Genomic DNA, 14792 nt, shown 5'->3' with positions numbered 1-14792 from the left:
GAAACGCAGAAGGCCCCGCGGCTCGCGCCACGGGGCCTTCCTTCTTGCCGGTGAGACAGTCAGGCCGCCGGCGTCGCGTTGCGCAGCCGGATGTGCAGCTCGCGCAGCTGCTTCTCGTCCACCAGCGACGGCGCGCCGGTCAGCAGGCACTGGGCGCGCTGGGTCTTGGGGAAGGCGATCACGTCGCGGATGGACTCGGCCTTGGTCATCATCGTGACGATGCGGTCCAGGCCGAAGGCCAGGCCGCCGTGCGGCGGCGCGCCGTATTGCAGCGCGTCCAGCAGGAAGCCGAACTTGATGCGCTGGTCTTCTTCGCTGATGTTCAGCGCCGCGAAGACCTTGGCCTGCACGTCGGCGCGGTGGATGCGCACCGAGCCGCCGCCCAGTTCCCAGCCGTTCAGCACCATGTCGTAGGCCTTGGCGATGCAGGCGCCGGGGTCGCTGGCCATCAGGTCCTCGTGGCCGTCCTTGGGCGCCGTGAAGGGGTGGTGCACGGCCGCCCAGCGGCCGCTCTCCTCGTCGTGCTCGAACATCGGGAAGTCCACGACCCACAGCGGCGCCCAGCGGTCCTCGAACAGGCCATTGGCCTTGCCGAAGTCGCTGTGGCCGATCTTCAGGCGCAGCGCGCCGATGGCGTCGTTGACGACCTTGGCCTTGTCGGCGCCGAAGAAGATCAGGTCGCCGTCCTGCGCGCCGGTGCGCTTGAGGATCTCGGCGACGGCCTCGTCGTGCAGGTTCTTGACGATGGGGGACTGCAGGCCAGACCTGAGATCAGGGCCCTTGGCGACCTCGTTGACCTTGATCCAGGCCAGGCCCTTGGCGCCGTAGATCTTGACGAACTCGGTGTAGGCGTCGATCTCGCCGCGGCTCAGCGCCGCGCCGCCCGGCACGCGCAGCGCGACGACGCGGCCGCCCGGCGTCGTGGCCGGGCCGCTGAAGACCTTGAAGTCCACCGTCGTCATCGCGTCGGTCAGCTCGGTGAATTCGAGCTTGACGCGCAGGTCCGGCTTGTCGGAGCCGAAGCGGCGCATGGCCTCGGCGTATTTCATGACCGGGTAGTCGCCCAGCTCGACGTTCAGCGCCCGGCGGAACACGTGGCGGATCATGCCCTCGAACATCGAGCGGATTTCCTCTTCCGTCAGGAACGAGGTCTCGATGTCGATCTGCGTGAACTCGGGCTGGCGGTCGGCGCGCAGGTCCTCGTCGCGGAAGCACTTGGTGATCTGGTAGTAGCGGTCGAAGCCCGCGACCATCAGCAGCTGCTTGAACAGCTGCGGCGACTGCGGCAGCGCGAAGAAATGGCCGTCATGCACGCGGCTGGGCACGAGGTAGTCGCGCGCGCCCTCGGGCGTGCTCTTGGTGAGCATGGGCGTCTCGATGTCGATGAAGCCGTGCTCGTCCAGGAACTTGCGCACTTCCATCGCGACGCGGTAGCGCAGCATCAGGTTGTTCTGCATGTAGGGGCGGCGCAGGTCCAGCACGCGGTGCGTGAGGCGGGTCGTCTCGGACAGGTTGTCCTCGTCGATCTGGAACGGCACGGGCACCGACGGGTTCAGGACCTCGAGCTCGTGGCACAGCACCTCGACCTTGCCGCTGGCGACGTTGGCGTTGTGCTTGTCGCCCGGGCGGGCGCGCACCCGGCCGACGACCTTCAGGCAGTACTCGCTGCGCACGCTCTCGGCCACCTTGAACATCTCGGGGCGGTCGGGGTCGCAGACGACCTGCACGAGGCCTTCGCGGTCGCGCAGTTCGATGAAGATGACGCCGCCGTGGTCGCGGCTGCGGTGGGCCCAGCCCATCAGGGTGACGGTCTGGTCCAGCAGCTGTTCGCTGACTTGGCCGGCATAGCAGGTACGCATGGGTTGTTCTCCGGATTCTTTGCAGGGGATGTCTGGGGGGCGCTGTCGGGCGCGTCGGCCCTCAGGATTGGGTGCCTGCCAGGGCGCCCAACCCGTTCAATTTCGGCCCGGCTGATCGCGTGGCGCGTCGGCGGCGCCCGACGGCGCGCAGGGCTGGGGCGGCGGCGCCACCGTGCCCATCGAGATGATGTACTTGAGCGCCTCGTCCACCGTCATCCGCAGCGGCTTGAGGTCGGCCGTCGGCACGATGAGGAAGAAGCCCGACGTGGGGTTGGGCGTGGTGGGCACGTAGACGCTGGTGTGCTCGCCGTCCAGCTGGCAGGCCACTTCGCCGCTGGGCGTGCCGGTGACGAAGGCGATGGTCCAGGCTCCGGCGCGCGGGTACTGCACCAGCACGGCCTCGCGGAAGGCGTTGCCGCTGCTGGAGAACAGCGTGTCCGACACCTGCTTGACCGAGCTGTAGATGCTCTTGACGATGGGGATGTTGGACATCAGCCGGTCCCACTGCGTCAGCAGCCACTGGCCGAAGATGTTGGCCACGGCCATGCCGGTGGCCAGCAGGCCGCCGGCCAGGATCAGCAGGCCCAGGCCCGGCACGTGCTGCAGCCCCAGGATGGCCTCGCGCAGCGAGGCGGGCATCACCAGCGCCAGCGCGGTCAGCAGCGAGCCGAAGACGCCGTTGACGACGCCCAGCAGCTGCGTGAGCACCCAGACGGTGATGGCCAGCGGCAGCCAGACCAGCAGGCCGGCGACCAGGTATCGGCGAAGCGAGGCGCCCACGTCGGCCGGCTTCAATGGCAGGCGCAGGAGCCGCCGCAGGACGCGGCGGGCGCGGCGCTGGCCTCGGCCTTGGGCGCCTCGGCGGCTGCCGGGGCCGCCGCGGCGGCGGCGGGTGCGGCGGCGCCCTTGAAGTCGGTGGCATACCAGCCCGAGCCCTTGAGCTGGAAGCCGGCGGCGGTGACCTGCTTGGCGAAGTGCTCCGCCCCGCAGGCCGGGCAGGTGGTCAGCGGCGCGTCGGAGAGCTTTTGCAGCACGTCCTTGGCGTGGCCACAGGCGCTGCAGCGGTAGGCGTAGATCGGCATGGCGGGTCTTCGGGGGACGAAAAGCCCGCGATTTTATGCGATCAGCCGTGCCTGGGCAGATGGTGGCTGACGTGCTCGTGGCGGTTGGCCAGCCATTGCGGCGCGAGCGAGCCGGCGAGCATGCCGGCGAGCGCCGCGAGCAGGCCGGCGAGCTGGCCGGGGAAGAACTCGCCCCAGGTCGTGACCTGCGGGAAGAACAGCACCCACACGGCGACGCCGGCCGCGATCGCGCACACGGCGCCCTGCGTCGTCGCGCGCTCCCAGTACAGGCCGAACACCAGCGGCACGAAGGCGGCCACCAGCGTCACCTGGTAGGCCGCGCTGACGAGCTCGTAGATGGGCGTGCCCTGCAGCGCGATCGCGTAGGCCAGCACCGCGAAGGCGAACACGACCAGCGTGACGCGCATCGCCACGAGCTGCTGGCGGTCGCTCATGCCCGGGCGCAGCTGCTTGAGGATGTTCTCGACGAAGCTGGTCGTCGGCGCCAGCAGCGTGGCCGACGAGGTGCTCTTGATGGCCGACAGCAGCGCGCCGAAGAACAGGATCTGCATCAGCAGCGGCATGTGGCCCATGATGAAAGTGGGCAGCACGCGCTGGTAGTCGTTCTGCGCCAGGTCCAGCGCCCGGTCGCCCATGACGACGACGGCCGCCAGCACGATGAACATCGGCACGAAGGCGAAGGCGATGTAGCCGAAGCCGCCGATCACCGCGCCGCGCTGCGCGGTCCGGGCGTCCTTGGCGGACATGACGCGCTGGAACACGTCCTGCTGCGGGATGGAGCCCAGCATCATGGTCAGCGCCGCGCCGATGAACATGGCGATGTCGGTGAACGTGGGCGCGGGCAGGAAGCGACCCAGCTCCTTCTGCCGCGCCAGGTCCAGCACCACGCCCGCGCCGCCGGCCAGGTCGGCCGAGAACACCGCGATGGCCGACAGGCCGAGCACCAGCACGATCATCTGGATGAAGTCCGTCCAGGCCACGGCCAGGAAGCCGCCGACGACGACGTACACCAGCACCGCCAGCAGGCCCACGACCATGCCCGTCTCGGCGCTCATCGCGCCGTTCGTCAGGATGTTGAACACCAGGCCCAGCGCGGTGACCTGCGCGGCCACCCAGCCCAGGTAGCTCAGGATGATGGCCAGCGAGCAGACCACCTCCACGCCCTTGCCGAAGCGCTGGCGGTAGAAGTCGCCGATGGTCAGCAGGTTCCTGCGGTACAGCCGGGCGGCGAAGAAGGCGCCCACCAGCACCAGGCACAGACCGGCGCCGAACGGGTCCTCGATGATCGCGCCCAGCCCGCCCTGCACGAACTTGGCCGGGATGCCCATCACCGTCTCGGCGCCGAACCAGGTGGCGAAGGTCGTCGTGATGACCATGACCAGCGGCAGGCTGCGCCCGGCGACGGCGAAGTCCGACGTGTTCTTGACCCGCGTGCCGGCCCAGACGCCGATGCCCAGCGTGCCGAGCAGGTAGAGCACGACGAAAACGATCAGCGTGGTGTTCATGGACGGGGCCGGAAAAAAAGTGGCGCGGATTATGGCGGCGCGGCCCGCACCGGCTACGGGCCGACGCCCAGGAAGCGTGCGGCCACCCAGGCCAGCGCGACGCCCAGCGCGAAGCCCGCGGCGCCCCACAGCAGCCCCGACAGCAGCCGGTTGGTGTGGCGCAGCTCGCGCACCAGCGCGCGCAGCTCGGCGTCGCCGCCGCGGCGGGCCTGCGCCTTCAGCGCGTCGTGCAGCAGGCGCGGCAGCGCGGGGAGCAGCTGGGCGAAGCGCGGCGCCTCCTTCTGCAGCTGCTTGTTGAACGCCGGCCAGCCGACCTGCTCGTGCATCCAGCGCTCCAGGAAGGGCTTGGCCGTGGCCCACAGGTCCAGCTCGGGGTCGAGCTGGCGGCCCAGGCCCTCGACGTTCAGCAGCGTCTTCTGCAGCAGCACCAGCTGCGGCTGGATCTCGACGTTGAAGCGGCGCGAGGTCTGGAACAGCCGCATCAGCACCTGGCCGAGCGAGATGTCCTTCAGCGGCCGGTCGAAATGCGGCTCGCAGACGGCGCGCACGGCGCTCTCCAGCACGTCGACGCGCGTCTCGGGCGGCACCCAGCCGGAGGCGATGTGGAGCTCGGCGACGCGCTTGTAGTCGCGCTGGAAGAAGGCGATGAAGTTCTGCGCGAGGTAGTCCTTGTCCACCTCGGTGAGCGTGCCGATGATGCCGAAGTCCAGCGCCACGTAGCGGCCGAAGGTGGCCGGCTCCAGGCTGACCTGGATGTTGCCGGGGTGCATGTCGGCGTGGAAGAAGCCGTCGCGGAACACCTGGGTGAAGAAGATGGTCACGCCGTCGCGCGCCAGCTTCTTGATGTCCACGCCGGCCTGTTCCAGCATCGTGCGCTGCGAGATCGGCACGCCCTTCATGCGCTCCATGACGATGACCTCGGAGCTGCACAGCGCCCAGTGCATCTCGGGCACCATGACCAGGCCCAAGCCGTCCATGTTGCGGCGCAGCTGCGCGGCGTTGGCCGCCTCGCGGACGAGGTCCAGCTCGTCGTGCAGGTACATGTCGAACTCGGCCACCACCTCGCGCGGCTTCAGCCGCCGGCCGTCCGCCGAAAAGCGCTCGACCCACGCGGCCATGCGGCGCATCAGCGCCAGGTCGTCGTCGATGACGTCCAGCATGCCGGGCCGCAGCACCTTGACGGCGACCTCGCGGCCGTCCTTCAGCACCGCGAAATGCACCTGCGCGATGCTGGCGCTGGCCACCGGCTCGGCATCGAAGCTGGCGAACAGCGCCTCCAGCGGCTGGCCGAACGCGCGCTCCACCATCGCCCGCGACAGCGCCGCCGGGAACGGCGGCACGCGGTCCTGCAGCCTGGCGAGCTCCTGCGCCACGTCGGCGGGCAGCAGGTCGCGCCGCGTCGACAGCACCTGGCCGAACTTGACGAAGATGGGCCCCAGCCGCTCCAGCGCCAGCCGCAGCCGCACGCCGCGCGGCTCCTGCCAGCGACGGCCGAGCCGCGTCAGGCGGCGCAGCAGCTGGAAGCGCCGGCGCTGCAGCCCCGACAGCGCCAGGTCATCGAGGCCGAAGCGCCAGACCGTCCAGAGGATGACCAGCAGCCGCGCGACAAACCTCATGCCGCGCCGCCGGCGGTGGGCGCCACGCGCGCCGCCAGGCCGGACAGCGTCCGCCGCAGCGCACGCCCGAACTGCGCCAGCTGGCGCGCCGCCAGCGGGCCGACCACGCCGGCCAGGTCGTCCTCGATGTCCCAGCGCAGGTTGTCCAGCAGCCAGCGCATCTCGCCGGCGAAGGCGGCGTCGCCCTGCACGCTGACGGCGGGCAGGCCGCCGCCCAGCGCGCCGAGCGCCAGCCGGGCGGGGTTGGCCGCGTCGATCTCGATGCGCAGCCCGCCCGCGCCGCCCGGCGCCGCGTCCAGGCGCTCGAACAGGCCGGCCGGCGTGACGCCGAGCACCAGGTCCGGCGCCGCCGGCAGCAGCGCCGGCCACCCGGCCAGGTGCACGACCAAGCTGCGGCCGGCCAGCGGCTGCAGCCGCTGCGCGGCGACGGGCTCCCGGGACACGACATGGTTGATCAGCAGCACGAGGCGGTCCTGGAGGGCCGGCATCAGCAGCGGAGACAGGGAAGGCAGGGGCCAGGGCGCGGGCATGGCCAAGATTGTAGGCAGGGACCAGGAACAGGGGACGGCGCTCGGCCGGCTGTCAAAATTGTTGGTGGACAATCCCGGGTCGCCCTTATTCCCAGACCCGAGTCCGCCAGGGCCACGCCAACAACCAACACGATGTTCGAGGACCGCAGCTACAAGAGAACGTTCTACAGCGCACCGCAATCGGTCGAATCGCTGATCGCCGCCCTCCTGGAGCCGGGCATCATCGTGCTGACCTTCCTGCTCGTGAACGGCCATTTCGGCGAGCCGGCCCTGCGCCCCGCGATGACGCTGTGCCTGCTGGTGTTCGCGCTGACCTTCCCGGGTCGCAACCGTTTCGGCGACCATCCGGCCAGCGCGCTGGTGGATGTGCTGTCGTCGTGGCTGGTGCTGCTGGGCATCCTGCTGCTGTGCGGCTACGCGACCGACAGCCTGCACTACTTCGAGAACGAGGTGCTGATCTGGTGGGCGGTCATCACGCCGGTCGCCCAGATGGTGGCGATCACGGCCGGGCGGCGCATCCAGCGCTGGCGCGCCCGCAACCCGGAGGCCCGCCGCGCCGCCGTCGTCGTCGGCGCCGGCCCGCTGGGCTACAAGGTGGCGCGCGCGCTGCGCGACACGCAGGGCGTGATCTGCCTGGGCTACTTCGACGACCGCACCCCCGAGCGCCTGCACCCGGAGGCCGGCACCGAGCTGCTCGGCACGCTGCACCAACTGAGCGACTACGTGCGCGACAAGGGCGTCAAGGAGGTCTACATCACGCTGCCGCTGGGCTCGCAGCCGCGCATCGTCGAGCTGCTGGAGCAGGTGCAGGGCACGACGGCCTCGCTGTTCTACGTGCCCGACGTGTTCGGCATCAGCATCATCCAGGGCCGGCTCCAGGACCTCAGCGGCGTGCCCGTCGTCGGCATCTGCGAGACGCCGTTCACCGGCACCAACCAGTTGGTCAAGCGCGTCAGCGACATCGTGATGTCCTCCGTCATCCTGGTGCTGATCTCGCCCATCCTGCTGGCGCTGGCGATCGGCGTGAAGCTGAGCTCGCCCGGCCCGGTCATCTTCAAGCAGCGCCGCAACGGCCTGGACGGCGAGGAGATCATCGTCTACAAGTTCCGCTCGATGCGCACGCAGGACAACGGCGCCGTGGTCAAGCAGGCCACCAAGGGCGACCCGCGCATCACGCCGTTCGGCGCCTTCATCCGCAAGACCTCGCTGGACGAGCTGCCGCAGTTCATCAACGTGCTACAGGGCCGCATGAGCATCGTCGGCCCGCGCCCGCACGCGGTGGCGCACAACGAGGAATACCGCAAGCTCATCAAGGCCTACATGGTGCGCCACAAGGTCAAGCCGGGCATCACCGGCTGGGCCCAGGTGAACGGCCTGCGGGGCGAGACGGACACCATCGACAAGATGGTGGCCCGTGTCGAATACGATCTGGAATACCTGCGCAACTGGTCACTCGCCCTCGATCTGCAGATCATCCTGCGCACCGTGCGGCTGGTGGTGTTCGACCGTCATGCCTACTGAATCCCTTCTGCGTTCCAGCCCGCTGCGGCTGGCAGTTCTCGCGGCGAGCGCCGCACTGGCGCCCGCCGCCCACGGACAGACGGACGATGCGTCGCCGTTCTACGTGGGCGGGTCGCTGGGCGCCTCCCACGTGTCCAACGTCTACCGCCAGGCCGACGCCACCAACAGCGACACCGTCACCAGCATCGGCCTGCTGGCCGGCGTCGACAAGCGCCTGGGCCGCCAGCGGCTGACGCTGGACGGCTCGCTGCACGACAACCGCTACGCGACCAACAGCGACCTGAACAACCGCTCCCACAGCATCCGCGGCGCGCTGAACTGGGAGACCGTCGGCAACCTGTCCGGCGTGCTGAGCGCGCGCTCGGACCGCTCGCTGGCCGACTTCAACATCGGCTCCGGCGTGGATCCCATCCGGCAGAAGAACATCGAGAGCGTCGAGGAATACCAGGCCATCGCCCGCCTGGGCGTGGCCACCCGGTACACGCTGGAAGGCGGCTGGACGCACCGCCAGCGCAGCTTCACGGCCGTCCAGTACGACCGCTTCACCTACCGGCAGGACACCGCGTCGCTGGGCGTGTACGCCACGCCGGCCGGCAACGTCAGGCTGGGCCTGGTGGCCCGCCACACCAAGGGCAACAACCCGCGCTACCCGGTCGGCATCGCATTCGACCCGAACACGCTGCAGCCCATCATCGACCCCGCCACGCAGTACCCGGTGCTCATCAACGAGCAGAACGACTACACGCGCGACGACATCGACTTCACGACGCGCTGGAGCACCGGCGGCAGCAGCACGCTGAACACCCGCATCAGCCGCAGCCGCACGAAGAACAGCCTGGCCCAGCTGGGCGACTTCAGCGGCACCACCGGCGCCATCGGCTGGAGCTGGCGGCCCACGGGCAAGCTGCAGCTCGATGCGCAGTACGCCCGCGACACCGGCCAGGAAACCATGGTCCGCACCGCCGACCTGAACCGCGTCTACACCAGCTGGCAGCTGGGCGCCAGCTACGCGCTGACCAGCAAGGTCAGCGCCAGCGCCCGGGTCAGCAGCAACCGCGCGCGGCGCACCCGCGACAGCGGCATCGTCGACCCCTACGCGCTGGACGACACGACGCTCTACAACATCGGCGTGCGCTGGGCCATCTCGCGCGGTTTCAGCCTGGGTTGCCAGTACGACCGCGCCAGCCGCGACAGCAGCGTGCCGCAGTACGTCTACAACGCCAGCAGCTACGGCTGCACCGGCCAGGCCCTCTTCTTCTGATCCGATGCCCACCATCCTGCTGACCGGCGCCACCGGCTACATCGCCTCGCACACCTGGCTGGCCCTGCAACGGGCCGGCTACCGGGTCGTCGGCCTCGACAACTTCGCCAACAGCTCGCCCGTGGTGCTGGAGCGCCTGGCCGAGCTGGCGACGGCGCCCATCGAGTTCGAACGCGCGGACGTCTGCGACGGCGCCGCGCTGGACCGCGTCTTCGGCCAGCACCGCCCGGCCGCCGTCGTGCATTTCGCGGCCCACAAGGCGGTAGGCGAATCGGTCAGCCAGCCGCTGGCCTACTACCGCAACAACCTCGGCGGGCTGGTCAGCACCTGCGAGGCCATGCAGCGCCACGGCTGCTCGCGCATGGTCTTCAGCTCCAGCGCGACGGTCTACGGCGCACCGGAGCAGCTGCCGCTGCGCGAGGACGCGCCCACCTCGGCGACCAACCCCTATGGCGCCACCAAGCTGATGGGCGAGCAGATCCTGCGCGACGTCGGCGTGGCCGACCCGGCCTGGCAGACCGCCTGCCTGCGCTACTTCAACCCGGTGGGCGCCCACGAGAGCGGCCGCATCGGCGAAGACCCGCGCGGCACGCCCAACAACCTGATGCCCTACGTCGCCCAGGTCGCCGTGGGCCGGCGCGCCCGGCTGTCCGTGTTCGGCAACGACTACCCCACGCCGGACGGCACCGGCGTGCGCGACTACATCCACGTCACCGACCTGGCCGAAGGCCATGTCGCCGCGCTGCGCCGGCTGCTGGAGCAGCCCGGCTCGCTGACCGTCAACCTCGGCACCGGCCGCGGCTACAGCGTGCTGGACCTGGTGCGCGCCTACGAGGCGGCCAGCGGCCGCAGCGTGCCCTTCGAGATCGTCCCGCGCCGTGCGGGCGACGTCGCCGCCTGCTGGGCCGACCCGGCACTGGCCCGCGAGTTGCTTGGCTGGGAGGCCCGGCTCGACCTCGCGCGCATGTGCGAGGACAGCTGGCGCTGGCAGCACGCCAATCCCCACGGTTTCAGTCAATGACCCGCATGACCTCCACCCACCCCCCCGTTCTCCCCGTCATCATGGCTGGCGGCTCCGGCACACGGCTGTGGCCGCTGTCGCGGGCCGGCTACCCGAAGCAGTTCCTCGTGCTGTCCGGCAACGAGAGCCTGTTCCAGCTGGCCGCCCGCCGCCTGGCCGCGCTCGCCTCTCCCGAATTCGACCTCGCCGGCCCCTGCATCGTCGGCAACGACGAGCACCGCTTCCTGGTCCTCGACCAGTTGCGCGAAACCGGGCTGGCGCCCAGCAGCGTGCTGCTGGAGCCGCTGGGCCGCAACACCGCCCCGGCGCTGACGCTGGCCGCGCTCGCCGCGCTCGAAGGCGGCAGCGACCCGGTGCTGGTCGTCACGCCGGCCGACCAGACCGTCACCGACGGCCCCGCCTTCACGGCGGCGCTGCAGCAGGCCGTCCGCATCGCCGCCGGCGGCGCCATCACCATCCTGGGCATCACGCCCGACCGGCCCGAAACCGGCTACGGCTACATCCGCACCGCGCCCGAGGCCGGCGGCGGCCTGGCGGTGGCCCAGTTCGTCGAGAAGCCGGACCTGGACACCGCCCGGCGCTACCTGGCCGAGGGCGGCTACTACTGGAACAGCGGCATGTTCGTGCTGCGCGCCAGCGTCTGGATGGATGCGCTGCAGCGCTTCCGCCCCGACATCGCCGAGGCGACCCGCGCCGCCTGGGCCGCGCGCAAGGCCGACGGCCAGTTCGTGCGGCCGGGCAAGGCCGAGTTCGCCGCCGTGCCCAGCGAGTCCGTGGACTACGCGGTCATGGAGCGCTGCGCCGGCGGCGAGCTGCCGCTACGCATGGTCGCACTGGACGCCGGCTGGAACGACCTGGGCGCCTGGGAGGCCGTGTGGCAGGTCGCGGACAAGGACGAGGCCGGCAACGCCGCCGTCGGCGACGCGCTGATCGCCGACAGCCAGAACACGCTGGTGCATGCCACCAGCCGGCTGGTGGGCGTCGTCGGGCTGAAGGACGTGGTGGTGGTCGAGACGGCCGACGCGGTGCTGGTGAGCGACCGAGCCCGCAGCCAGGAGGTCAAGCAGATCGTCAACCGCCTGGGCGCCGAACAGCGCGGCGAGCATGCGCTGCACCGCAAGGTACACCGCCCCTGGGGCTGGTACGACAGCATCGACAACGGCCCCCGCCACCAGGTCAAGCGCATCATGGTCAAGCCCGGCGCGTCCCTGAGCCTGCAGATGCACCACCATCGCGCGGAGCACTGGATCGTCGTCAGCGGCACGGCCGAGATCGTCAACGGCGACAAGACCATCCTGCTGACCGAGAACCAGAGCACCTACATCCCGCTGGGCCAGACCCACCGCCTGGCCAACCCGGGCAAGGTGCCGCTGGAAATCATCGAGGTGCAGTCCGGCTCCTACCTGGGCGAGGACGACATCGTCCGTTTCGAAGACACCTACGGCAGAACCTGAAATCATGACCATTCTCGTCACCGGCGGCGCCGGCTTCATCGGCAGCAATTTCGTGCTGGACTGGCTGCGGCAGTCCGACGAACCCGTCGTCAACCTCGACGCCCTGACCTACGCCGGCAACCCGGAAAACCTGGCCGCGCTGGACGGCGACGCCCGCCACGTCTTCGTCAAGGGCGACATCTGCGACCGAGCCCTCGTCGACCAGCTGCTGGCCACGCACCAGCCGCGCGCCATCGTGCATTTCGCGGCCGAGAGCCACGTGGACCGCTCCATCCACGGCCCGGGCGCCTTCATGAAGACCAACGTCGACGGCAGCTTCACGTTGCTGGAGGCGGCCCGCGCCTACTGGGGCGCCCTCGACGGCGAGGCCAAGGCCGGCTTCCGCTTCCACCATGTGTCGACCGACGAGGTGTACGGCTCGCTCCAACCCGGCGACCCGCCGTTCGCCGAAACCCACCCCTACGAACCCAACAGCCCCTACTCGGCCAGCAAGGCCGCCAGCGACCACCTGGTGCGCGCCTGGCACCACACCTACGGCCTGCCGGTCGTCACCACCAACTGCTCCAACAACTACGGGCCCTATCACTTCCCCGAGAAGCTGATCCCGCTGATGATCGTCAACGCGCTGGCGGGCAAGCCCCTGCCCGTCTACGGCGACGGGCAGCAGATCCGCGACTGGCTCTACGTCACCGACCACTGCAGCGGCATCCGCGCCGTGCTGGCCGGCGGCCGGCTGGGCGAGACCTACAACATCGGCGGCTGGAACGAGAAGGCCAACATCGACATCGTCAAGACGGTCTGCGCGCTGCTCGACGAGCTGAAGCCCTCGGCCGACGGCCCCTACGAGCGCCTCATCACCTACGTGAAGGACCGCCCCGGCCACGACCGCCGCTACGCCATCGACGCGCGCAAGATCGAGCGCGAACTCGGCTGGCGGCCCGCCGAGACCTTCGAGACCGGCATCCGCAAGACGGTGCAGTGGTACCTCGACCACCCCGAATGGATCGCCCGCGTGCAGAGCGGCGCCTACCGCGACTGGGTCGCCAAACAGTACGGCTGAACCCGCGATGAAAATTCTTCTGCTCGGCAAAGGCGGCCAGGTCGGCTGGGAACTGCAACGCTCGCTGGCCGTGGCCGGCGAGGTCGTGGCGCTGGACTTCGACGACGGCGGCGACTTCACCCAGCCCGACCGGCTGCTGGCCCGCGTGCAGGCGCTGGCACCCCAGGTCATCGTCAATGCCGCCGCCCACACCGCCGTGGACAAGGCCGAAAGCGAGCCCGACCTGGCTCGCCAGATCAACGCCACCACCCCGGCGCTGCTGGCCATCGAGGCCAAACGGCTGAATGCGCTGCTGGTCCACTACTCGACCGACTACGTCTTCGACGGCAGCGGCGGCCAGCCCCGCGACGAGGAGGCCCCGATCGCCCCGCTGAGCGTCTACGGCCGCACCAAGGCCGAGGGCGAGGACGCGATCCGCGCCAGCGGCTGCCAGCACCTGATCCTGCGCACCAGCTGGGTCTACGCGGCCCGCGGCGGCAACTTCGCCAAGACCATGCTGCGCCTGGCGGCGGAGCGCGACCAGCTCAAGGTCATCGCCGACCAGGTCGGCGCCCCCACCGGCGCGGACCTGCTGGCCGACCTGACCCCCCACATGCTGCGCGCCGCCCGCGCCAACCCCGCGTTGACCGGCACCTACCACGCCGTCGCCGGCGGCGAGACGAGCTGGCACGAGTACGCCCGCTTCGTCATCGAAACCGCCCGCGCGCGCGGCCAGTCCATCAAGGTCGCGCCGGACCAGATCCTGCCCATCCCGACCCGCGACTACCCGACGCCCGCCGCGCGTCCGCTGAACTCCCGCCTGTCCACGGCCAAGCTGCAGCAGCGCTTCGGCCTGCGCCTGCCGCACTGGCAGCAGGGCGTGGAGCGCATGCTGGCCGAGATCCTATGAGCCCCTCGCCCGGCCCCCGAGGGGGACGGCCGGCGAGTGGCCCGGCGCTCGGCTCGCCATCCAGGGCGGCGAGCGGCGCGATCCTTTGAACTGAGGGAACTTCGATGACGAAAAACCGCAAGGGCATCATCCTCGCCGGCGGCTCCGGCACGCGGCTGCATCCGGCCACGCTGGCCATCAGCAAACAGCTGCTGCCGGTCTACGACAAGCCCATGATCTATTACCCGCTGAGCACGCTGATGCTCGCGGGCATCCGCGACATCCTGATCATCAGCACCCCGCAGGACACGCCGCGCTTCGAGGCGCTGCTGGGCGACGGCGCGCGCTGGGGCCTGAACATCGGCTACTGCGTGCAGCCCAGCCCGGACGGCCTCGCGCAGGCCTTCATCCTCGGCCGCGACTTCGTCGGCGGCGCGCCCAGCGCGCTGGTGCTGGGCGACAACATCTTCTACGGCCACGACTTCAACGGCCTGCTGCACAGCGCCACGCAGCGCACCAGCGGCGCCAGCGTGTTCGCCTACCACGTCCAAGACCCCGAGCGCTACGGCGTCGTCGAGTTCGACGCCGCCCAGCGCGCGCTGTCCATCGAGGAGAAGCCCCGGGCGCCCAAGAGCCACTACGCCGTCACCGGCCTGTACTTCTACGACGAGCAGGTCTGCGACATCGCCGCCGGCATCGCCCCCAGCGCGCGCGGCGAACTGGAGATCACCGACGTCAACGCGCAATACCTGCGGCAGGGCCAGCTCAGCGTCGAGATCATGGGCCGCGGCTACGCCTGGCTGGACACCGGCACGCACGACAGCCTGATGGAAGCCGGCCAGTTCATCGCCACGCTGGAAAAGCGCCAGGGCCTGAAAGTGGCCTGCCCGGAGGAAATCGCGTTCCGCGCCGGCTGGATCGACGCCGCCCAGCTCGAAACCCTGGCCCGGCCGCTGGCCAAGAACGGCTACGGCCAATACCTGCAGAAGCTGCTGACCGAGAAGGCGTTCTGACC

Annotated in this window: 13 protein-coding genes; 7 read left to right on the top strand and 6 right to left on the bottom strand. The window is 70.2% G+C overall.

Features of this window, described 5'->3' with window-relative positions:
• Positions 1 to 59: 59 nt before the first annotated feature.
• The 6 genes from aspS to QM788_RS10780 all read right to left on the bottom strand — a co-directional run bounded on the left by aspS (position 60) and on the right by QM788_RS10780 (position 6592).
• Positions 60 to 1859 carry an aspartate--tRNA ligase gene (aspS, locus tag QM788_RS10805; protein ID WP_415661492.1) on the bottom strand — a complete coding sequence of 600 codons (1800 nt, stop codon included), beginning with the start codon at positions 1857 to 1859 and terminating at the stop codon, positions 60 to 62.
• Between the two features lie 96 nt (positions 1860 to 1955).
• Positions 1956 to 2639: a DUF502 domain-containing protein gene (locus QM788_RS10800; RefSeq protein WP_415661491.1), complete on the bottom strand. Its 684-nt coding sequence runs from the start codon at positions 2637 to 2639 to the stop codon at positions 1956 to 1958.
• An 11-nt stretch (positions 2640 to 2650) separates the two neighbouring features.
• Positions 2651 to 2941 carry an FmdB family zinc ribbon protein gene (locus QM788_RS10795; RefSeq protein ID WP_415661490.1) on the bottom strand — a complete coding sequence of 97 codons (291 nt, stop codon included), beginning with the start codon at positions 2939 to 2941 and terminating at the stop codon, positions 2651 to 2653.
• Between the two features lie 41 nt (positions 2942 to 2982).
• Entirely contained in the window at positions 2983 to 4446 is a 1464-nt protein-coding gene (locus QM788_RS10790; protein ID WP_415661489.1) for a sodium:solute symporter family protein, read from the bottom strand.
• A 53-nt stretch (positions 4447 to 4499) separates the two neighbouring features.
• Positions 4500 to 6062 (bottom strand): ubiquinone biosynthesis regulatory protein kinase UbiB, encoded by a 1563-nt coding sequence (ubiB, locus tag QM788_RS10785; protein ID WP_415661488.1) that lies wholly within the window; start codon positions 6060 to 6062, stop codon positions 4500 to 4502.
• Positions 6059 to 6592, bottom strand: a complete 534-nt coding sequence (locus QM788_RS10780) for a hypothetical protein (protein ID WP_415661487.1) — start codon at positions 6590 to 6592, stop codon at positions 6059 to 6061. The genes ubiB and QM788_RS10780 overlap by 4 nt, the downstream gene beginning before the upstream one ends.
• Before the next feature lie 132 nt (positions 6593 to 6724).
• Between QM788_RS10780 and QM788_RS10775 the strand changes: the two genes are divergently transcribed.
• From QM788_RS10775 to rfbA, 7 genes are all read left to right on the top strand, one after another.
• On the top strand, positions 6725 to 8113 hold the full coding sequence (locus tag QM788_RS10775) for an undecaprenyl-phosphate glucose phosphotransferase (protein WP_415661486.1): 1389 nt from the start codon (positions 6725 to 6727) through the stop codon (positions 8111 to 8113).
• Positions 8103 to 9374 carry a hypothetical protein gene (locus QM788_RS10770; RefSeq protein ID WP_415661485.1) on the top strand — a complete coding sequence of 424 codons (1272 nt, stop codon included), beginning with the start codon at positions 8103 to 8105 and terminating at the stop codon, positions 9372 to 9374. The genes QM788_RS10775 and QM788_RS10770 overlap by 11 nt, the downstream gene beginning before the upstream one ends.
• A gap of 4 nt (positions 9375 to 9378) precedes the next feature.
• Entirely contained in the window at positions 9379 to 10395 is a 1017-nt protein-coding gene (gene galE, locus QM788_RS10765; protein ID WP_415661484.1) for a UDP-glucose 4-epimerase GalE, read from the top strand.
• A 5-nt stretch (positions 10396 to 10400) separates the two neighbouring features.
• Complete coding sequence (locus tag QM788_RS10760) at positions 10401 to 11849, top strand: mannose-1-phosphate guanylyltransferase/mannose-6-phosphate isomerase (protein ID WP_415661483.1); 1449 nt, start codon at positions 10401 to 10403, stop codon at positions 11847 to 11849.
• A gap of 4 nt (positions 11850 to 11853) precedes the next feature.
• Positions 11854 to 12909, top strand: coding sequence for a dTDP-glucose 4,6-dehydratase (rfbB, locus tag QM788_RS10755; protein ID WP_415661482.1), 1056 nt, complete (start codon positions 11854 to 11856; stop codon positions 12907 to 12909).
• A gap of 7 nt (positions 12910 to 12916) precedes the next feature.
• A complete protein-coding gene (gene rfbD, locus QM788_RS10750) occupies positions 12917 to 13798 on the top strand; it encodes a dTDP-4-dehydrorhamnose reductase (RefSeq protein WP_415661481.1) in 882 nt (293 codons plus the stop codon).
• A 104-nt stretch (positions 13799 to 13902) separates the two neighbouring features.
• Positions 13903 to 14790 carry a glucose-1-phosphate thymidylyltransferase RfbA gene (gene rfbA, locus QM788_RS10745; protein WP_415661480.1) on the top strand — a complete coding sequence of 296 codons (888 nt, stop codon included), beginning with the start codon at positions 13903 to 13905 and terminating at the stop codon, positions 14788 to 14790.
• Positions 14791 to 14792 lie beyond the last annotated feature (2 nt).

The organism is Roseateles sp., assembly GCF_047654785.1.
Classification (GTDB): Bacteria; Pseudomonadota; Gammaproteobacteria; order Burkholderiales; family Burkholderiaceae_C; genus Pelomonas.
Note: the sequence above shows the minus strand (reverse complement) of the source record. Positions and strands in the feature narration are given on the sequence as shown.